The organism is Acidithrix sp. C25, from assembly GCF_904848545.2.
In genome coordinates this window covers 659,787-679,555 of the sequence record NZ_CAJHCI020000007.1, presented here as the reverse complement: position 1 = coordinate 679,555, position 19,769 = coordinate 659,787, and the positions used below count along the sequence as shown (strand labels likewise).

At 47.8% G+C, this 19,769-nt stretch carries 17 protein-coding genes and 1 tRNA gene; 11 read left to right on the top strand and 7 right to left on the bottom strand.

What is annotated here, in order from left to right:
- Positions 1-193 precede the first annotated feature (193 nt).
- Positions 194-1,435 carry an enolase C-terminal domain-like protein gene (locus ACIDITHRIX25_RS84545; RefSeq protein WP_052605711.1) on the bottom strand — a complete coding sequence of 414 codons (1,242 nt, stop codon included), beginning with the start codon at positions 1,433-1,435 and terminating at the stop codon, positions 194-196.
- 599 nt (positions 1,436-2,034) lie between these two features.
- Between ACIDITHRIX25_RS84545 and ACIDITHRIX25_RS84540 the strand changes: the two genes are divergently transcribed.
- From ACIDITHRIX25_RS84540 to ACIDITHRIX25_RS84525, 4 genes are all read left to right on the top strand, one after another.
- On the top strand, positions 2,035-2,862 hold the full coding sequence (locus tag ACIDITHRIX25_RS84540) for a phosphate ABC transporter ATP-binding protein (protein ID WP_082058651.1): 828 nt from the start codon (positions 2,035-2,037) through the stop codon (positions 2,860-2,862).
- 48 nt (positions 2,863-2,910) lie between these two features.
- Entirely contained in the window at positions 2,911-4,092 is a 1,182-nt protein-coding gene (gene pstS, locus ACIDITHRIX25_RS84535; protein ID WP_201732062.1) for a phosphate ABC transporter substrate-binding protein PstS, read from the top strand.
- A 125-nt stretch (positions 4,093-4,217) separates the two neighbouring features.
- Complete coding sequence (pstC, locus tag ACIDITHRIX25_RS84530) at positions 4,218-5,282, top strand: phosphate ABC transporter permease subunit PstC (protein ID WP_082058647.1); 1,065 nt, start codon at positions 4,218-4,220, stop codon at positions 5,280-5,282.
- A gap of 4 nt (positions 5,283-5,286) precedes the next feature.
- Positions 5,287-6,156, top strand: coding sequence for a PstA family ABC transporter permease (locus tag ACIDITHRIX25_RS84525; protein WP_052605709.1), 870 nt, complete (start codon positions 5,287-5,289; stop codon positions 6,154-6,156).
- 171 nt (positions 6,157-6,327) lie between these two features.
- On the opposite strand, the gene ACIDITHRIX25_RS84520 is transcribed toward ACIDITHRIX25_RS84525, so the two are convergent.
- Positions 6,328-7,140: a flagellar brake protein gene (locus ACIDITHRIX25_RS84520; protein WP_052605708.1), complete on the bottom strand. Its 813-nt coding sequence runs from the start codon at positions 7,138-7,140 to the stop codon at positions 6,328-6,330.
- Between the two features lie 304 nt (positions 7,141-7,444).
- Between ACIDITHRIX25_RS84520 and ACIDITHRIX25_RS84515 the strand changes: the two genes are divergently transcribed.
- Complete coding sequence (locus ACIDITHRIX25_RS84515) at positions 7,445-8,014, top strand: maleylpyruvate isomerase N-terminal domain-containing protein (RefSeq protein ID WP_052605707.1); 570 nt, start codon at positions 7,445-7,447, stop codon at positions 8,012-8,014.
- A 657-nt stretch (positions 8,015-8,671) separates the two neighbouring features.
- Here the strand turns inward: ACIDITHRIX25_RS84515 and ACIDITHRIX25_RS84510 are convergent.
- Positions 8,672-8,754 (bottom strand) — tRNA-Leu (locus ACIDITHRIX25_RS84510).
- A 615-nt stretch (positions 8,755-9,369) separates the two neighbouring features.
- Between ACIDITHRIX25_RS84510 and fabD the strand changes: the two genes are divergently transcribed.
- The 6 genes from fabD (at position 9,370) to ACIDITHRIX25_RS84480 (ending at position 16,236) form a co-directional block, all read left to right on the top strand.
- Positions 9,370-10,560: an ACP S-malonyltransferase gene (gene fabD / locus ACIDITHRIX25_RS84505; RefSeq protein ID WP_268749156.1), complete on the top strand. Its 1,191-nt coding sequence runs from the start codon at positions 9,370-9,372 to the stop codon at positions 10,558-10,560.
- 2 nt (positions 10,561-10,562) lie between these two features.
- Positions 10,563-11,495, top strand: coding sequence for a beta-ketoacyl-ACP synthase III (locus tag ACIDITHRIX25_RS84500; protein WP_052605705.1), 933 nt, complete (start codon positions 10,563-10,565; stop codon positions 11,493-11,495).
- The gene (gene fabG / locus ACIDITHRIX25_RS84495) at positions 11,495-12,226 is read left to right on the top strand and encodes a 3-oxoacyl-ACP reductase FabG (protein ID WP_152626016.1); all 732 of its coding nucleotides are present in this window, start codon (positions 11,495-11,497) and stop codon (positions 12,224-12,226) included. Before ACIDITHRIX25_RS84500 ends, fabG begins: the two co-directional genes overlap by 1 nt.
- Positions 12,227-12,299: 73 nt before the next feature.
- Positions 12,300-12,593, top strand: coding sequence for an acyl carrier protein (locus ACIDITHRIX25_RS84490; RefSeq protein ID WP_283770449.1), 294 nt, complete (start codon positions 12,300-12,302; stop codon positions 12,591-12,593).
- On the top strand, positions 12,590-13,798 hold the full coding sequence (locus tag ACIDITHRIX25_RS84485) for a beta-ketoacyl-[acyl-carrier-protein] synthase family protein (protein WP_052605703.1): 1,209 nt from the start codon (positions 12,590-12,592) through the stop codon (positions 13,796-13,798). The genes ACIDITHRIX25_RS84490 and ACIDITHRIX25_RS84485 overlap by 4 nt, the downstream gene beginning before the upstream one ends.
- A gap of 764 nt (positions 13,799-14,562) precedes the next feature.
- Positions 14,563-16,236 (top strand): ABC1 kinase family protein, encoded by a 1,674-nt coding sequence (locus ACIDITHRIX25_RS84480; protein WP_082058646.1) that lies wholly within the window; start codon positions 14,563-14,565, stop codon positions 16,234-16,236.
- 399 nt (positions 16,237-16,635) lie between these two features.
- On the opposite strand, the gene ACIDITHRIX25_RS84475 is transcribed toward ACIDITHRIX25_RS84480, so the two are convergent.
- The 4 genes from ACIDITHRIX25_RS84475 to ACIDITHRIX25_RS84460 form a co-directional block, all read right to left on the bottom strand.
- Positions 16,636-16,950 (bottom strand): hypothetical protein, encoded by a 315-nt coding sequence (locus ACIDITHRIX25_RS84475; RefSeq protein WP_152626015.1) that lies wholly within the window; start codon positions 16,948-16,950, stop codon positions 16,636-16,638.
- 126 nt (positions 16,951-17,076) lie between these two features.
- Positions 17,077-17,871, bottom strand: coding sequence for a tryptophan synthase subunit alpha (trpA, locus tag ACIDITHRIX25_RS84470; RefSeq protein ID WP_249685824.1), 795 nt, complete (start codon positions 17,869-17,871; stop codon positions 17,077-17,079).
- A gap of 14 nt (positions 17,872-17,885) precedes the next feature.
- The gene (gene trpB, locus ACIDITHRIX25_RS84465; RefSeq protein ID WP_052605700.1) at positions 17,886-19,076 is read right to left on the bottom strand and encodes a tryptophan synthase subunit beta; all 1,191 of its coding nucleotides are present in this window, start codon (positions 19,074-19,076) and stop codon (positions 17,886-17,888) included.
- Positions 19,073-19,756, bottom strand: coding sequence for a phosphoribosylanthranilate isomerase (locus tag ACIDITHRIX25_RS84460; protein WP_082058645.1), 684 nt, complete (start codon positions 19,754-19,756; stop codon positions 19,073-19,075). The genes trpB and ACIDITHRIX25_RS84460 overlap by 4 nt, the downstream gene beginning before the upstream one ends.
- Positions 19,757-19,769: the final 13 nt, after the last annotated feature.

Here is a 19,769-nt window from a genome sequence, read left to right as displayed (position 1 = left end):
CAACTGGGGCTCGATTAACATCTATTGGGATCCGCCAACGCAGAACTTGTTCAAGATCAATACGAAGGTTTTCCCGTCCGCCGAACGTCCAAACCCAACGGGCTGTATTTGATATCGCAGACTTTAATTTTATCGACTCCAAAAGAAGCACAAGACTATGGTGGAATTATCTTTATGCGGATGGCGCATCAACTCAAACAAATAAAAGAGACGTTGAAATACCGATTTGATCTTCATTTGGTAGAAATATGCCACAAAGACCCACTCCACCTGGGAGCGTTAGTCTCCCATCATCCATTCGAAGAGCACTTGGAAGCAATTCGCAATCAAAGTAATCACCGTCGGCGCCTAAGTCGCTCGCCTCAGTCGGCCTTAGAACTCGAATCAAATTCCCATTCAAACGACGAAGTATCGGACTATCGTACATACCCCCGATGTAGAAATTCTTACCAGCCAGAGCTAGCGCATTTGCCGACCTCACAACCTCAAGTATTGATCCCATTCGATCGAGCTTGAGTACCCCGATGTCAAAGTTAACGAGTTTGATATAGTCGCTGACCACAGGAAGCGAAGTCAAACAACCATCCAAGGCGACCCTTCCGCTCTTATTGGAGAGAGAGTCGGCAAGGTTGCTTAGAGAATCAAACTCATAGGGATCCTCAACGTAGGAAAAGCCGATATCGTAGATACTCTCCAGCAGAAATGGCTGGCGTAAACTACAGTTGGCATCAACCGATAGTTCTACAAAACCTTGATTGAGTTCACAAACCTTAGCAAGTGACCCCAATATCGATCCACCCTTGGATCCGTCAACCTTGACTTTGATTCGACGAAACCCTGACTCGATCAAAGCTAGATACTGGGAGTAGTCATAGGAATCATCCGCCTCGGCACCCTCCAGCCCAGATAGGGGCAGAAAACCAAGCGAGCCACCCTGGGGCTCCAGTTCAAAGTCCAAAAGGTCTCCGGAACGATCCACAAGAGCCCCGGCACCGACTCCATATTCAACCTCGCCATGATTCAAATATTGCGCGATAGTCTCAAGTGGACCAATACTATTTTGACGGGCATAAAGATCCAAAAGCGCCATCTCAATTGCGGCTATAGCGGGTCTGTTGCCTCTATAACTCTGCAGCAACCTACCTATAAAGTCGCCGACTGGAATAGTAATCTCCTTAGAGTTCGATTCGTAATAGCCCTTTGCCATCTCCAGAAACAACTCCACAGCCACAAATGCCCCATTGGTGAAGTCTGGGCCATAGCTGGGAAGTGCCAATGTTGGAGCTTCACCAAATCCGAGATGGCCACCGCCTTCCAAAGTCAGGATAACCCCCGATTTAAAGTTATCCCGATGGAGCGAAGAGCGGAGTTCTCTGTTGAATGGGATTTTGATGGTTACAACATCGGCATTTCGGACATTTACGTTTAGATCCATAAGATAACGATAGCCCTATATGAGGCGACAACCAAGGCCGCAATGATTGTCCAAAATTGTGATCATATTGGCTGATCACTTTGCGTGGATGATCATTTGGGTTACATACTGCTCTTATGCGAAAAATGGCTCATGTTAATAACCTGATTAATTCCAATCCTAACAGATCTCAGTGAAATACTCATCGATACGCGAATTCGCCTTCATCTATACTCAGCCCACTTACAAGCAAAAGAATACATTTCAAAATCATCAATCGTACTCATTTAAGATACAACCGTCCTATTAATACTAAAAAAGAGCCTCAAAATCCGATAATCCTGACAAAGGTTTCAGAAATTATCATTAATATCTCCCAGCGAAGTTAACCTACAATAGCAATTACTAAATACCTGTTCGTGATCTATTTATGGCTCTTTCATCCAACTTAGATTCCATCAGCATTACTAGAAAAGACCATAGGAGCTATCAATATTGCACATTAATAAATCCAAATAATCGTCCATGTTTACCCGGCGTTAACATTGCCTCGTTAAGTTCATAACCAAGGTTCGAAGAAATACTTGGAAACCAAATGGCATCACCTTGGTGAGGGGCAAATGAAAGACTTGGTTATAGACCGCGAAGAGGATCCGGGCAATAAGACCTCTCAAAGGACAGATGTCAGTACGTCGAGAACAATTCTCAACGTCCGACATCTTGATATTGGTTTCGGAGACAAGCATGTCATCCAAGATGTAAATTTAGCGATGCCTACAGGGTCAATCGTTTCCCTAATTGGACCAACAGGGTCAGGCAAAACTACGTTTTTACGAAGTGTAAACAGACTAAACGACAAAGTATCGGGCTTTTGGACCAAAGGCAGCATCAATCTCCTTGACCAAGAGGTCCTCTCCAAGGAGATCGACCTTCTAGAGTTACGCCGCCAAGTAGGAATGCTTTTTCAACGACCAAATCCTTTTCCAATGTCAATCAAGGATAACGTACTTGCCGGAATCAAAGCCCACAAAATGGCTCCGCGCGCTGCATACAAAGAGATCGTTCAAGACGCCCTTGAAAAGGTCGGCCTTTGGAAAGCCGTATATGATCGCTTGGATGATTCCCCTTTCAGACTCTCTGGAGGACAACAACAATTATTGTGCTTGGCAAGAAGTCTTGCCGTGCAACCAAAAGTCCTGCTGCTAGACGAACCCACGTCTGCGCTTGACCCGATCTCTGTGGAAGCCGTAGAAAATCTATTTTCCAAGCTCGTCCCAGAGATCACCTTCATCGTTGTGACACATTCCTTGGCTCAAGCCAAACGAATCTCTGATTACACGATGTTCTTTTTCGACGGAAAGTTAATGGAATCTGGAGTGACTTCGGAGATATTCGAAAACCCTCAGATGCCAGAGACCCAATTTTACATCTCCGGACGTATCGGGTAAACAAAAACGTCGATCTAGACAAAAACCACTCTATTGAAAGGAAACGGCATGTTGCCGAAAAAACCTCTATTACTCGCTGGCATCTTTCTGTCAGGCGGGTTGGTCGCATCAGCTTGCGGTAGCTCCTCGTCATCGTCGTCAAACTCGTCGAGCGTTACCACAGCAGCAGCTACGACCGCCGCCCCGTCAGCCTCAACAACTACTGCACCGAACTTTGCATCAGGAGAAAATCCACCGACTGCAAAGGTTGCAATACAAGAGACCGGTTCCACTCTACTTTATCCACTCTTTAACCTTTGGGCACCCGACTATCAAAAGCAATTTCCTAACATTACAATAACTACTGCGGGAACGGGATCTGGGACCGGAATAGCAGATGCTGCTTCAGCCACTGTCGACATAGGTGCCTCGGATGCATATCTCTCCTCCACCCAAACTACCAAGAGTCCAACACTGGTAAATATCCCCCTAGCTATCTCGGCTCAGGAGATCGTCTACAACATCCCTGGAGTAACGACACAACTTGATCTAAGCGGATCGGTCATTTCAAAGATCTATCAGGGCAAGATTCAATATTGGGACGACCCGGCCATCAAAGCCCTAAATCCCTCGGCGACATTGCCACACCTAGCAATCATCCCCGTTCACAGAATTGATGGCTCAGGTGATACCTTCATATTTACGCAATATCTCTCAGCTGTCGATCCAAGCGGATGGGGAAGTAGCGTATCCTATGGAACCACGGTGCCATGGCCAGCCGTATCGACTGCTCTATCAGCAAATGGGAACGGTGGAATGGTGACCACATGCGGCGCCACTAAGGGTTGCATTGCATATGTCGGTGTTAGCTTTGCATCGTCTGCTCAGAAAGCCAACCTTACCATGGCAGCCATTTCAAATGCCGCCGGAAAATATGTAGTCCCAACCCCAACTTCCATTCAAGCTGAAGCCCAAAGCTTCATCGCCAAGGTGCCTAGCAACGAAGCGATCTCGCTTATTTACGGCCCAGGGACAGCGTCTTATCCGATAATCAACTTTGAATACGCGATAGTAAATACAGCACAAACCGATGCGAACAAAGCAGCCACCATCAGATCCGTACTTACCTGGGCGATCGATCCAAGTCATGGGAATGCCGCCTCGTATCTAAGCCAGGTCAATTTCCAACCTCTGCCATCGTCCGTAGCTGCTCTTTCTCTTGCGCAAATTAACAAGATCCAAGCTGGCTAAAAAATAATCCGCTAGAAATCATTCGAATATTTCCAAGCGGCTGTACAAAACAAACGACCTGACTTCCATGTCAGGTCGTTTGTCGAAGAATTAAATACAATCCACCAATTAGACGAGGACTACAAATGGCCACATCTGTTGTTGAAGACGCTTTGGCAAATTCACCCGACGATCACGGAAAATTCATTCCGGCTAAGTTGGGGCGATGGAGTCCGATTACGGTCATTAGTGCACTATCTACCTGCGTACCACTTTTGGTTTTAATTGGGATTTTAACGATTCTCTTCAAGAAGGCATACCCGGCGATCAAGTACAACGGTGGCGGCTTTCTGATTGGTCGCAATTGGCGACCTGGTAACTTCTATGCAAATCCAGTGACTACTAATGGGGTTCAACACCCGTTACTTGCAAGTTATGGTGCGCTTCCTTTGATTATTGGTACCCTCGAATCGTCAGTAATAGCCCTGATCTTCGCCATCCCCTTGTCTGTTGGCGCTGCGGTCATTGTGGCCAAAAAGCTTCACCCAAGACTTAGAGGATTTGTCGGAGCATTCCTCGAGCTTCTCGCAGGCATTCCAAGTGTAGTTTTTGGACTGTGGGGTGCCTTAACTCTCGGTCCTCTACTTTCGCGTGACATCTATCCAGTCATCGCGTCCCACGCCCCCAATATCTTCATACTAAAATACTTCAGAGGTAGCACTGGCGCCGGTGAGGGGCTTTTGACATCATCTTTAATTTTAGGAATAATGATTATTCCTATTATCGCATCGACTACCAGAGATTTGATAGCTCAAGTTCCCAGGCTCGCCGAAGAAGGTGCATTTGCCCTTGGCATGACGGAGTGGGAAGTAACAAGAAAAGTTACCTTTCCTTGGATATCCGCCGGTGTTATCGGCGCTACCGTTTTGGGCTTTGCGAGAGCCCTTGGAGAGACCATGGCGGTAGCTATGGTCTCAGGAGTGGTGCTAGGTTCGTATCCCACGAATATCTACGGCACGTTCACGACCATCGCGGCCACAATTGTAAGTCAGCTTGACTCAGCCCTGACCGACGCAACCGGACTAGCGGTTGAGACATTGGCCGAGGCGGCATTAATTCTGATGCTCATAACACTTCTTGCCAATGTAGGCGCACGCCTACTCGTGAGGCGAGTCGCATCAACGTCGCTACCGATTGGAAGAGGAGTCTAAAAAATTGAGCCAGGATACTTCACGCCACAGTGGAAATCGCAAACTTATCAACCTGGCGGTCATAGTCTTATGTTCTATCGCGCTTGTCTTGGTGATTGCACCTTCGATTTGGATCGTCCTTCAGGTGATCATTCGTGCACTACCACACTTCTCATGGAGCGTCATAACGCAAAACGGGGTAGGTTTGGGAGGCGGCCTAAAGAATGAAATCGTTGGAACGGCTACCATTACCACTGGGGTGATGGTGGTCGCTGGCTCAATTGGAATCCTCTCTGGTATCTATCTCTCACAATTTGCAAAAGGTCGAACCGCTGTAATTCTACGTTCGTCATCTGAAGTTTTAGCTGGAATACCCTCGATCGTCATTGGCTACATTGGATACACGGCCCTAGTGGTTGGACTTCACTGGGGCTTTTCCCTAGGAGCTGGACTATTGACACTTTCGGCAATGGTCGTACCATATATCGCCAAGACGACTGAGGTAGCGCTGCGTCAGGTCCCGACAGCCTACATAGAAGGTGCAGAAGCCCTAGGATTCAAACCGACTCGAATCCTAACAAGAATTTCACTCAAAACTGCCCTTCCAGGGATTGCAACTGGTCTGATAGTCGCTCTAGCAATTTCAATTGGAGAGACGGCTCCCCTTCTGTACACAGCCGGATACTCACAAAATCTACCAAAGCTAGCCCTCACCCACTCTCCTCTGGGATATTTAACCTATGCAGTGTGGACCTTCTACAACCAACCAACCGTAGCGGCCCAAAGGCTCTCTTTCGACGCGGCAATGTTACTTGTGATCTTCGTCCTTGCTTTAATCGCGATATCTCGACTGATTGTCGCTTTTACTCAACGCCATTCTGAGGCAAAAAGGTAGTCACGTCATCTCTTATTTGGCGACAACTAGCAAGACCCGGACCATACCCTTTGGGCTTTGTTATATTTATTTGCTCGCTCAGTTGGCCATGTTGCAAACTATTCATCGGACCATTCGTCAGGCTCCAATCGACAAGACTCTTTTGGTGAAGATCAAAGCCATGGTGCTAAGTCAATTGAACACGGAAAAACGATTGAACGCTCCAAATACTGTCTTATTGAAGTCACGATAATCAGTCGATACAGCTATCGAAGAGAGTGTCCCCTCTTTGAAGATATCCCAATATTCGTCCTCTTCAGGATTAGAGTTACTGGGGGTCGACCCGCCATCATTGTCAGAGAAGCTAGCTCGTTTGCCAAGTTGAGGATTCTGGGCAACTTGAGTTCTAAAGACATATCTGCAAATCTTGGAGGCATTTGAGTCAGAGATGCTGTCAAATTCAAAACCATAAGTTTGATCAGGAAAACGACTTTTCAGACGTCCGTACACCGTTAGAGTAGTTCCTTCAATTAAAAAAGAAATCCTAATTCGCTCGTTATCCCGTATCCCATGAGACGTCTTAATCCGCATCCCACCTTGTGAAATATCAATAGCCACAGCCGTAAAATTAGCGATAGCTCTATCATCTTCTAGAACAAATATCGAAACTCCAAGGACAGTTGAGACTCGAACGAACTCTCGCCGCTGAAGAACAGCGCCCGGATTCAAAAGCCGCACCGAAAGAAGTTTTGGAGATGGATCTTCATTATTTTCCACCACAAATGGTGCTCCAAAGAGGCCAAAACGAACCTTACGATAGAGCACCCCTTTGGAATTTAGACGAAAGCTCTTGGGCGTCTCAAGTATCAACCGGGCCACTCGATCTGACATGTACAACAACGTCGCCGGCAAAGCCGAAGCGGGTACCGAAAAAGCTCCCTCTAAAGACTGAGGCGTTGTCGACGCATCCAGAAAGATTCTGGTTCCCTCTCTAAGCAAAGTCACACTATCTCTCCAACAGATTAAGACGAAGTTCGATGTCTTGCTATCCACTGTCCTACGTGCATCGCATCACCATCACTATCGACACCAAGCACAAAAAGCTTAAACCGATCTAACACGAAAACAATTGGCAAATGCGCTGACAGATATATCTACACAGCAAATGTAGTGATATAAGTCGGCATCAGCTCAACATTCATAAGGAAACCCTATGAAACAAATATTCGACCAATGTTTTAAAGGCTACGGATAATTACTAAAAAATCTAGGCAATTCCATCACGGACTATGAATGGTAAAATTACTCCATGGAACCAAATCGAATACTAGTGCTCGCAACTGAAGCATTTAGGGAGCGGCTTTTAACCATCGAAGATGTCGACCTTACCAACCCGACACCGTGGCCGGGCTGGAACGTTCAAGACCTACTGATACACGTTACCCAAGGGTCAAGAATTGCGGCGTACCTAGCTCAAGGTGCTTCAAATCAAAAGGTAGAGGCATTACCCACCTTGCCCACCATCACCGATGATCTATTCCTGGAGTGTCTCGAATCTCTCGATGAACAACGAGAGTCCCTCGAAGAATGCTGGCCTCAAGACAGAGTAGTTGAGCATCCCGAAGGGGATATTTCGATCGAAACTTTAATCTTATTGAGGTCTTGCGACCTAACAATTCACGCCTGGGATCTAGCTCGAACACTTAGGACCTATGAGGATCTCAACCAAGAACTAACCGATTGCGTCTACGAATCTTCACTATTCATAAAAAACGAACTCAAACGAACAGGCTGCTTCGGGCCTAACCAAATCGCTGAGATAGACAGCTCAAAGAGATCACTCGAACGCCTCCTTGAACTTTCAGGTAGAAATCCCTAGCCGTCTGCGACCGCGGAATATAGATCAAGTACAACCGAAGAGCTATTGTTCCGACTGTAAGCAGCAACAGGGTCTGGATCCAGAAGGCGCGACGCATGCATCAATCTAACTAATAAGGGCCAAATACCAAATAATTATGGCAATCGATCTCCAAAGTCGGCTCCAAGCGAAATTTACACTCGCCACTTCAGCTAATTCTTTGATCCGATCACAGATGCTCCATAATCGGTTATTGTACGCTTTCACACACCTGTGTTATTAGGGCGACTTCTGAATTGAACAGTAGTAAGGCCAACGGGCACATCACCACAATAGGAAAGTCGCAATAAAAGCGTGACAGTCCTTTCTAGCCACAGTCCGGGCTAAACACAGTTCCAATCGGAAATGAGTTACTAAGGATGCTGATTATCGCTCAAAGAAAGACCTATCTCTCTTTGTCAATAGAGCATGTACTGTGTGGAAGAATAAAATATGATCGTAACCATTTCGGGCCTTGGGCGACCGACTTGCTCGGATAACCGATTACAAATGCGGAAACAGAGATCCAACTACAATTTGCGTTCAAATAATCGGCTGGCTTATCAGCATATCGCGTGCCGTGCGCCATGCACGATTGCAAATAGCTTCCAAATCGTTTGCACCAAACCATATCGTGAGTACCCGGAGCGGGATTCGAACCCGCACGCCCTTGCGAGCAAAGGATTTTGAGTCCTTCGTGTCTACCATTCCACCACCCGGGCAAAGTGTAACAAATATCTTACAGGTGCTTGCCCACCAAAGTACGTCTCAAATTAAAAAAACCACTTCATTGACTAAAAAGACCTTGAATCACTTGATCCAAAAAACGACCACTAAAAGAATTTCGAAGCATACATCTGCTTTTACCGGTTGATCCTTGATGCTAATTCCATCAATTTGTAACCTTTGTGTCTTCTTCGGAGTCTATATATGTATGCATTTGAAAGAATTGGTCAAATGTATAAGGTTTAAATTCGAAGAGAGCCCACCAAATGGGCGTAACTCAACTAACAAAGAGATTGCTTCGCCCAAATACAGATGGGTGAGCACCGAGACAAGGACGAAGAATAACTCGATAATTTAATTTCACCCAATGTTGCAGCCGAGCCGCAAACGTGGCAGTCGCTCTGATCAAAAGCATCGAAGGCTAACTCACAGAGGCTCAAGTCGTTTGTATAACTTTGCTAGACGCCTTGGCTCCCATAACATATTATCAACAAACTGTCAAGGCATCTAGGCAATAAAAATCAAGTTACCGATGGTACTAAAGCAGCAACGCCTAGAATTAATAGGAATATGTTTCACGAAATTAAACGTGCAGCAATGAAAGGCACCAAGTGATAGCGTTCACTTTTCCAGGACAAGGTTCCCAAAAACCTGGCATGGGAGCTCCGTGGGTTGACCATCCTTCATGGGAGGTCGTGGCCGATGCGTCTGAAGCAACCAATCGAGATATAGCCTCGTTACTTTTGTACGCTGACCAGCAGACGCTTGCTCAAACTCGCAACACTCAACTCGTCACCTATACAATGTCGATGCTTGTGCTTGATGCTATCGAGAGAACCGGAGTCACTCCTTCAATTTGCGCCGGTCACTCACTAGGAGAATACTGCGCACTTGTCGCCGCAGGTGCCCTTCCATTTGACACGGGTGCAAAACTGGTCGGCGAGCGAGCCGAAGCCATGCAAAATGCAGCTGAAGAGAATCCGGGTGCAATGGCAGCACTTTTAGGAATCGATGACGACGGCGCAGAAAAGGCATGCGATGCAGCCGGAGGCGAAGTTTGGGTAGCCAACTACAACGCTCCAGGCCAAGTCGTACTCTCTGGAAGGCGCGACGCCCTCGAACGTGCCATCGATATTGCACGTGAAATTGGCGCCAAAAAAGCCTTAGTTCTACCTGTAAATGGTGCCTTTCATACCCCATATATGGAGCACGCGAGACAACGTCTTCGCAGAGCACTTTTAGATTCCCGTTTCTACGACGCCGAAGTACCCGTAGTCGCCAATGTCGATGCGTTTCCGTATCGACGTGCAGCAGACTGGATACGGCTTCTCGCGCAACAACTAACATCGCCTGTTATGTGGACTAGGTCACTAGCCAAACTTCGAGACCTAGGTACAACGTTGCTTGTTGAAATTGGTCCAGGTAACGTATTGACTGGCCTTGCTAAACGAGCCGCTCCAGACGTAACTGGCATCTCGGTTCAGACCCCTAACGACCTCGATAAATTGATCATGGCAGTCGAGGCAAACGCTCGCACCGCAGTACCTAACGAGATGGTATTAGGCGAACATCTTTATGCATCTGAACGAATAGTTGTCTCTCCTAACGCAGGAGTATTTTCACTGTCTCACGAGATTGGACTCAAAGATCGAGTCTCAGTTGGAAATAGCCTCGGAGAGGTAAACAGCGAGGCCGTTAGATCGCCATTTACCGGCATTCTAAGCGGATATCTCGCCTCAGATGGTGAAAGAGTAACTACAGGACAGCCAATCGCTTGGCTACGAACCGCATTGGATAACTAAACGTGTTTTATGGATCAAAGATTGTAGGGTGGGGTTCTGCGCTTCCCGACACCGTCGTGACAAACGCCGACTTTGAGGCTCGCCTCGAAACCAACGATGCTTGGATAACCGAACGAACGGGCATCAAAGAGCGTCGATTTGGAGGCACCACATCCTCGCTCGCAATCGAAGCTTCACAGAAAGCATTGGCGAATGCCGGACTAGAACCTAAAGATATCGATCTTTTGATTCTTTCTACGACAACCCCGGAGCAGACTATTCCTGCGACCTCAGCGACAGTGCAAGCAGAGCTCGGCCTCAATTGCGGAGCCTTTGATGTCAACGCGGCATGCGCGGGCTTTGTCTATGCTATGGTCCTAGCCAACTCAATGATTGCAACTGGAGTCAAGCGGATTCTTGTCGTTGGATCGGATACCCTGAGTCGAATAACAGACCAGGAAGACCGCTCAACAGCAGTACTCTTTGCGGACGGCGCTGGCGCTGTAATCATGGAGCGTACAGAGTTACAAGACAATGCCTTTTTGGGATGGGACTTAGGTGTCGATGGAAGTCTCGTGCCTATCCTTTACTGTGATCACGGCGGATACATGAAGATGGAAGGGCGTGAAGTCTACAAGAAGGCAGTTCTAGCCATGGTTGCGTCTTCCAAGCAAGCCTTGGAGCGTGCAGGAATCGCAGCCTCAGATGTATCCCTCGTCGTACCTCATCAAGCAAACCTGCGAATCATAGAAGCGGCAACCAATCGCCTCGGAATCCCGATTGAAAAAACCGCGATAGTTTTAGATAAAACTGGCAATACCTCCTCCGGTAGCATTCCATTAGCCTTGGTTGCAGCCGCTGAGATGGGACGACTTCAAAATGGTGACCATGTTCTCTTCTGCGGCTTTGGAGCCGGAATGACCTGGGCTGCAGCAGTGATACGGTGGGTGGTTTAGTGCAAGAGTCAAGGTGTGTATTTATCACCGGTGGCGCAACTGGAATTGGAGCAGCCACCTCTGAGGTACTTCTTGAGAGAGGATACAAGGTAGCGGTCACCTATCGATCTCGCCACAGTAGTGAAAATCTAACCAAATACGGAGATCGATTCATGGAGGTCTCCTGCGACGTCTCAGATAGCGACTCTATAGATTCCGCTATCGATCAAGTTGAAGCCAAATTCGGTAAGATCGAGATTCTAATCGTAAATGCAGGTATCACAGAAGACACTCTCTTACTTAGGATGTCCCACGACGCATGGGATTCTGTAATCGAAACCAACCTGACCGGAGCCTTTAGACTCACGAAAAAAGTTCTACCATCGATGGTTCGAGCCAGATTTGGTAGAATTGTTTTTGTCTCATCGGTAATCGCAGGGATGGGGGGACCTGGTCAAGCCAACTATGCCGCATCAAAAGCAGGTCTGAGCGGCTTTGCTAGATCTCTAGCTCGAGAAGTGGCAAGCAGAAATATTACGGCCAATGTCATTGCGCCCGGCGCCGTTGCTACGGCAATGACAGCCAATCTGAGCCAAAAGCGCATGGATGAGATGACTTCATCAATTCCAATGCAAAGAGTTGCGGAGCCTTCGGACATATCAGGAGCCATAGCGTTTCTCGTATCGGAAGAAGCTGCGTACATTACCGGGGTGATATTGCCTGTTGACGGAGGACTATCGATGGGCTTTTAGTCCATCGCCGCCAGATCCGCTATCATTTATCGGAAGGAATGCCACTACCTTGGCATAAAAAGGGATAAGCCAGATGGCGGATTCTCATGGGAAACAACAACAACAAAAGAAGGAAGTTGCGAAGATGGACGACGCTAAGGCTTTTGAGCAGTTCAAGGAGTGCGCAGTCAAGGTTCTCGGCGTAAGCCCAGACAAAGTAGTCATGGAAGCAAATTTTGCTGAGGACCTAGACGCTGACAGTCTTGATATCGTAGAGTTGGTTATGGAGTTGGAAGATTCTTTTTCCATAAAGGTGGAGGAGTCTGAACTCGAAGGTGTCGACACAGTTGGTGGCGCCTTCAATTTAGTAAAAGGCAAAATTGCATGAAGATAGCGTGGACACAAGCCGGTCAAAGCATTGAAGCGCCATACCAGGTCGCAATCACTGGTGTTGGCGTCGTGTCCTCAGTCGGTACTGGCAAGGAGGCATTCTGGAATGGAATCAACCAACCCGAATACTCCGGTTCACGACTGATTCCCGATTTCGATCCATCTGTTTATATGGGTGTTAAAGACGCACGTCGTGCCGATAGATACAACCAGATGGGACTCGCTGCTTCGATACTAGCAATGCAAGACACGGGTTCTCTAGAGGTCGACCCGGCCAGAGCTGGCGTATGGATGGGAACCGGCGTAGGAGGGCTCACCACCCTCGAGGCGCAGATAGTTATCTGCCACACTCGCGGAGCAGACAGGGTAACACCTTTCCTAGTTCCAATGATGATGGCAAATTCCAATGCGGCAACCATTTCGATGAAGTTTGGATTTACAAACACCTGTCAAACAACCGCAACTGCGTGTGCGGCTGGAACCCAGGCAATTGGCAATGCTGCTAGGGAGATTGCGACCGGACGTGCAACCGTCATGCTGGCTGGTGGCGCTGAAGTTGCAAGTACACCAACTGCTGTTGCTGGCTTCGCAAATATGACTGCGGCCTCCTCAAGTGGAATATCTAGGCCCTTCGACACCGAGCGTGATGGCTTTTTGATGGCCGAAGGCGCTGGGGTTGTGGTCTTGGAAGAGCTTGGTCACGCAATTGCCCGTGGTGCTCATATCTATGGAATCGTATCTGGATATGGTTCAAATGCGGATGCCCACCATATTACCGCTCCCGCTCCCCATGGAGTTGGCGCGGCCGGATGCATGGAGCTCGCCCTAGCTGATGCGGGGCTAGCTCCTGAGCAAATTGGCCACGTGAATGCTCACGGCACCTCAACTCAGTTGAATGACCGTGGCGAAGCCGAAGCAATTGCAAAGGTCTTTGGACAATCTCGACCGCCAGTCACCTCCATCAAAGGTGCGCTGGGCCACTCACTTGGTGCCGCTGGTGCAATTGAAGCCATCGCTTCATGTCTCACCTTTGAGCACGGGATGATTCCACCAACGGCAAATACTAAAAATGTTGACCCTGAAATCGATATTGATGTCGTGATTGGGAGTGCACGGAGTCTGCCAGACGGGGCAATCATTTCAAACTCATTTGGCTTTGGCGGCCATAACGGCAGCTTGATCTTTTCGAAATATGAAGGATAGCTCGTAGCTAGAATCACAATAACTCCGTAATAACAAGTCTGATGATTTTGATTACCTGCTTTCAGGCCAAAACCCCATAGAGAAACTCTCATTTATGGGGTTTTGGCCTTTAACCGCGGCAGTAGTAGCTATAAAATTTCGCTAAACTCGCTACTTTCGCGATCAACTACTACTTACTCCACGGCGATTCCGGAGCTTTCAAGCGCAAATAAACATCTCAATATGACAAGTGCCCAAAGAGGACGATCGATAAAACCACCTCGATAAAAAATTCGGGCTTATCATTAATCGATCTATCATCAATGTCAATTTTTAATGAGCATTAGAAGACTTACCGATTTGAGTCATGCGCACGCAATCAAAAATAACTACTGACCCAAATAGTGCAATCAAATGGTCAGTAGAAGTCAAACCATCCATGAAGACAAGTGATCAACTCTGCTTATCCAGTTACATTTTTGCCTTGAGCCATTTTGGGTATCAATCTCGATGTGACGACAGCAATCAAAAGGTAAACGAATCCAAGATAAAGATGGCGGAATCACTCGATTTGAGCAAAATTAAACAAAACTGAGCAACTCAGTTAGATAGCACTGCGGTACGAGGCGACACCCAACAAGAACTCCGAGATAGCGTTGGCCATGAAGATCCAAAGTGGTGCACGTAAAAACAATTCCTTAATCGATAGGGTAAAATTGCCAATTCAAAGCTCCTAAAAGGACTTTCATACCAATAATCTGCAAGCCTTGGTAAGGTTTAACTCTGTGGAATCACAAAATATAGATGCAGCAACAAACGTAGAAGAGGCCAGCCAAATCCAGGCACCTTCTGATTATTCGATAGGATCATTTTCTAAAAACGGACCATGGGTAGTCGACCTCGACCATTATCTCTGGCTTGGAGGTATAGATCGGCTAAGGCGCCGAAGCCAGGAATCCGTACCACGCCTTTTGGCCCGAAAAAAGCTTCCTCCCACCTCCCGAGTAGTCAAAGTAGGCACCTCGATAGCGATAGCGCTAGTCATGTGGAAACTCAAAGAAAAGCCCAAAGGGAATCCCATCTCAAGGATTGGACTTTCTAGGCGACTAAAGGTCTCCTTTGAAGCACTCGGTCCGACTTACGTTAAACTCGGTCAAATTATCTCGTCAGGTGAAGGAATTTTTCCCGAGGAGCTTGTAACTGAATTCAAAGAACTCCGTGATAGAGTGCGCCCAGAACCATTCGAGATTGTCAGAAAGACAGTTGAAGAGGACCTTGGCGCAGAGCTCGAAGAGGTATTTCTAGAGTTTGAAGAAAAGCCAATAGCTTCAGCATCTATCGCCCAAGTCCACCTGGGTCGCCTTCGCTCGGGAGAACAAGTCGTGGTAAAAGTCCAGCGAAGTACCGTTGGCGACCTGGTCACACGCGACCTTGCAGCGATGGCATGGTTTGCACCCGCACTCATTGGTCGAATTCCAGTCTCAGCGCTAGCAAACCCCCCTGCTCTCGTTGAACTATTTGCTGAGACCATCGTCGAAGAGTTGGACTTTCGTTTAGAGGCGGCCAACATGTTAGATGTAGCCAGACTGCTCGCCGAGACTGATCAGCGAGCCATCGTTGTTCCAAGACCCCACCGTCGGTATGTTACGCGCCGGGTCCTAGTTATGGAACGTCTAGAAGGCTTTGCCTGGGACGACGCAATCGGAATGCGCAATGCGGGAATCGACACTTCAGCGGTTCTCAGGGCCGCCCTTGTCGGTTTCATGGAAGGTGCCATGCTCTTTGGAATCTTCCATGGAGACCTTCATGGAGGCAATCTTCTGGTTCAAAAAGATGGTACTGTTGGACTACTTGACTATGGAATAACCGGACGGCTTAGCGAGGAAAAACGACTGGCATTTCTACGGCTGCTTATGGGCGGTACGGTAAACGACGTTAGAATGCAAACCAGCGCCCTGCGCGACCTAGGAGCCCTACCAATAGATACCGATATCGAATTGGTAATAGCAGATCTGGGGCTTGATCGTCCCACCAAAGACCCGACTTCAATGTCTCCAGAAGAGCTTACCAAAGAGATCCGTGAGCTTACCAAAGCACTTTTAGGTTATGGGGCAAAGTTGCCTAAGGAGCTAATGCTCTTTATAAAAAACATGATATTCCTAGACTCATCAATCGCGAAGCTCGCCCCCGATGTCGATCTATTCTCTGAGATCACATATTTAGCTGCTTACTTTGCAACCAAGCATGGGGCTCGAATCGCAGCTGACGTGGGAGTAGACCTTCGTGAAGTGCCTGTCGATCTCGAAGGAGTCAAAAACTCACTGGGCCTCGAACAGCAAACAAACGCCATTACCTATCGTGAACTCCGAGAACGAAGAGAGATCATCCGAAGCCGAATGGAAGAAAATGCCCAACGATCACAGCGAAAATCGAAGTTTTTACCGAAGAAAAAGCACTAGGGTCACCGAAGTAAAAAATTAAATAACCACGGCGCAGCAGCGATCAGCAAATAGGTTCTTCTGCGCCATCTAGTTATTGCGCTATCCAAGCAAAAAACAATACGATCGAATTTTGGGAATTTTCCACTAGCTTTAGGTCCAAACCGCCTCGATAAAGCATCGACCGCCAAGGAGCTGAGTTAGTCATGCAGGGTCGCTCTAGGCGATGGGCTCCAATATCCGCCATCTAGAGGCGAAATTTCATTTGGAGGGACCATTGGAGCATCGATCAATCGTCAACATAGGTACATGCTCAATTAAATGTAGCCATTGAAGGTAGCGAAGCCCGTCATTTGCCCGAGACAATCTCTCCAATACCCAGAGAGATTGCTCGACATCTCAAGCCGCCAAACATATGACCTAATTCGATCCTTGGCCTTGGCGAAAGATCATATAGTTAGGGCGCGGCCGAGCATGGGCATGAAAGTGATCGGGGATCTGTCGTCGAATCTTATCTATGAAAAATTCACGCTCACCAAAATAAGAACTGGCCGCTTTTGTTAACTTTTCGATCAGGTCATCAAGCAGCTCTTCTGACAGATCAACACTGTGTTCTCGTAGAACAACCATTGGAACGTCGCAGGATTCACACAGCGCCACGAAGCAAATATCGTCTTCATAGAGCCAAGGCGTAATCTTTATCGCTTGGCAAAGCTCACAATCCGGGAATGTCATTTTTACCACCTCGCTCGGAAAGTTCACAAGAGAAATACCATCTAGGACAATTCGAGATCTCAACTCTATCTAAAATTGTCCAAGATTTTTTATATACAAGCTAAAAGCATTGAGAGGAGTTAACACCTAAAGGTCATCTAGGCCGGAGCGCAACGAGGAGATAAAGGCATAGGCACCATTTGGTCCCTCGCCATCGAGTAGTCGCTTGACCAAGGCAGACCCCACTATCACACCGTCACTAACTTGAGCAACTTCTTTCGCCTGCTGAGGAGTAGATATGCCGATCCCAACCAGGACGACCCGATCTGTAATAGCCTTTAGGGAAGATGCAACCTTCGAGGCACTCTCTGCAAGGCTAGCTCGAATTCCGGTAACGCCCATCAACCCAACACCATATACAAAGCCACGGCTAGCGCTGGCAATCTCCTGGCTACGCGAGATAGACGAAGTAGGCGCGACTAAAAGAATATTTGCTATCCCTATCGACTCTGCATAGTCTGACCACTTGTGTGACTCTTCCAACGGTAGGTCCGGAAAGATAGTTCCAGTTACTCCGCCCATCGAGAGCCACCCGCCAAAACGTTCAAATCCACTGTGAAAGACAAGGTTGCAATAGGTCATGGCAATCAACGGAACGTCGATATCCAACTTCTCCAATTGAGCAAAGATGGAAGCTGGAGTCACCCCTCGATCGAGCGCTTGCTGGGATGCTGCTTGAATAATCGGCCCATCCATAATGGGATCTGAAAATGGAATTCCGATCTCGATCGCGTCAGCTCCAGCCTCAGCGATAGCCTGAATAGTCTCTAACCAGCTGTCGTCATAGCCCCCTGTCACATATGGCACGAGGATCTTACGACCTTTTGCTCGCTGGCTTCTTAGCCTCACCTCAAGACTACAAGAGGTTTCATTCTCTATCAAAATCTCACCCAAATCTATTGAAAATAACCAAGCATATGTGCAACGGTCTCAGCATCTTTATCGCCTCGACCAGACATCGTCAAAAGCACACTGGAGCCAAATGGAATCGCCTTACCAGCCTCTCTGACGATATAGGCCAGGCCATGAGCTGGTTCTAATGCCGGAATAATTCCCTCGGAACGTGCAAGTAGCTGAAAGGCACTTAGGACCTCTTCATCATTCACACTCTCATATTGTGCGCGTCCAATAGCACTCAAATAGGAGTGCTCGGGGCCTACACCGGGATAGTCCAAACCCGCCGAAACTGAATGAGCCTCCTGTAGCTGACCAAATTCATCTTGTAAGAACTGGGAACGCATTCCATGGATAACACCCGGCACACCACGGCCCACTGCAGCTCCACCAGCTGGTTCAACACCTATAAGAGCCGACCGAGATTCAACAAAGGCGTGGAAGGTGCCTGCTGCGTTGGAGCCTCCCCCAACGCACGCTATTACAAAATCTGGATCATTGCCAATTAGCGCATTGATCTGCGGTCGAGCCTCTTCGCCTATAATCTTTTGGAACTGTCTTACCATATAGGGATATGGATGCGGCCCCATAACTGAACCAATGCAATAGTGGGTATCTTCTACACATGCAACCCATTCGCGCATTGCCTCATTAATCGCATCCTTCAGCGTCCTAGATCCCGAAGTGACAGCAACGACCTCCGAGCCCAACAACTTCATCCTAAACACATTGAGCGCTTGACGTTCGGTATCTAATTCGCCCATATAAACGGTGCATTTAAGGCCAAGTAGCGCCGCTGCTGTGGCGGTAGCAACGCCGTGTTGGCCGGCCCCAGTCTCTGCAATAATTCTGGTCTTACCCATACGCTTGGTCAAAAGGGCTTGACCGATCACATTATTTATCTTGTGGCTACCCGTGTGATTTAGGTCTTCCCTCTTCAAATAAAGTTCTATTCCAAGAGAGCGTGAAAGGTTGTTACACTTTGTGACCGGAGATGGTCGCCCACCGTAACTATTGAGAATCGACAGGTATGTGGCCATAAACTCTGGATCAGCCCATGCCTCATTAAATGTCCGCTCGAGTTCCACGACTGCATGGTTTAAAGACTCAGGGATATATCGACCGCCAAAGTCCCCGAAGCGGCCATCAAAATCTCCACTAATTGCTTTTGGATCCTGGCTAAGATTTGTCAAAGGTGTTCCTCCCAATTGAAGATCGGCGAACTTGAAGTAGCACTTATGCTATCGCCAAGCGGGTCCCTATCTAGAGTCACAAATGCAGACTTCGCATTTGAAATAAAAGCGCGAAGCGCAACGGGGTCTTTCTTTCCAGGAGCGGACTCTACCCCACTTGAGACGTCAACCCCATATGGTCTAACCGTGGTAATAGCCTCTCGAACATTTTCGCTATTTAGTCCACCTGCCAAAATAATCCTTTTGGGCATGTGTTCTGCCTCAATGATCGACCAATCAAAGGCCTTTCCTGATCCAGGCTGTGCACTATCGACTAAAAGTGCATCTACTGGATAGCGAAAAAAAGATCTAATCGACATTCCATCTGCCGGAAGCGCCTTGATGAGGTAGTTGAGCCTCAATCGCAGCGATAACACGGTCTCGACACTCTCGTTTCCATGCAGTTGAGCACCGCCCAGCCCAACCGAATGAACTATTCTGACCAACTCATCTGGATCCTCGTTTACAAATACACCGATAGTCAAAATTTCACTTGGCAAGCGTTTGATAATATCGCGCGCAACATTGACAGAGACCATCCGGGGAGAGGGTGCAAAGATAAAGCCAAGGGCATCGGCTCCAAGCGCAACCGCCAAAAGGGCATCTTCCTCATTTGTGATACCACATATCTTGATAAACATTTCCGACAACGCC

Excerpts from the sequence above, each read along its gene's own strand:
- ACIDITHRIX25_RS84545 (WP_052605711.1), bottom strand. The coding sequence starts at position 1,435 with ATGGATCTAAACGTAAATGTCCGAAATGCCGATGTTGTAACCATCAAA.
- ACIDITHRIX25_RS84540 (WP_082058651.1), top strand. The coding sequence starts at position 2,035 with ATGAAAGACTTGGTTATAGACCGCGAAGAGGATCCGGGCAATAAGACC.
- pstS (WP_201732062.1), top strand. The coding sequence starts at position 2,911 with ATGTTGCCGAAAAAACCTCTATTACTCGCTGGCATCTTTCTGTCAGGC.
- pstC (WP_082058647.1), top strand. The coding sequence starts at position 4,218 with ATGGCCACATCTGTTGTTGAAGACGCTTTGGCAAATTCACCCGACGAT.
- ACIDITHRIX25_RS84515 (WP_052605707.1), top strand. The coding sequence starts at position 7,445 with ATGGAACCAAATCGAATACTAGTGCTCGCAACTGAAGCATTTAGGGAG.
- ACIDITHRIX25_RS84490 (WP_283770449.1), top strand. The coding sequence starts at position 12,300 with ATGGCGGATTCTCATGGGAAACAACAACAACAAAAGAAGGAAGTTGCG.
- ACIDITHRIX25_RS84485 (WP_052605703.1), top strand. The coding sequence starts at position 12,590 with ATGAAGATAGCGTGGACACAAGCCGGTCAAAGCATTGAAGCGCCATAC.
- ACIDITHRIX25_RS84475 (WP_152626015.1), bottom strand. The coding sequence starts at position 16,950 with ATGACATTCCCGGATTGTGAGCTTTGCCAAGCGATAAAGATTACGCCT.
- ACIDITHRIX25_RS84460 (WP_082058645.1), bottom strand. The coding sequence starts at position 19,756 with ATGTTTATCAAGATATGTGGTATCACAAATGAGGAAGATGCCCTTTTG.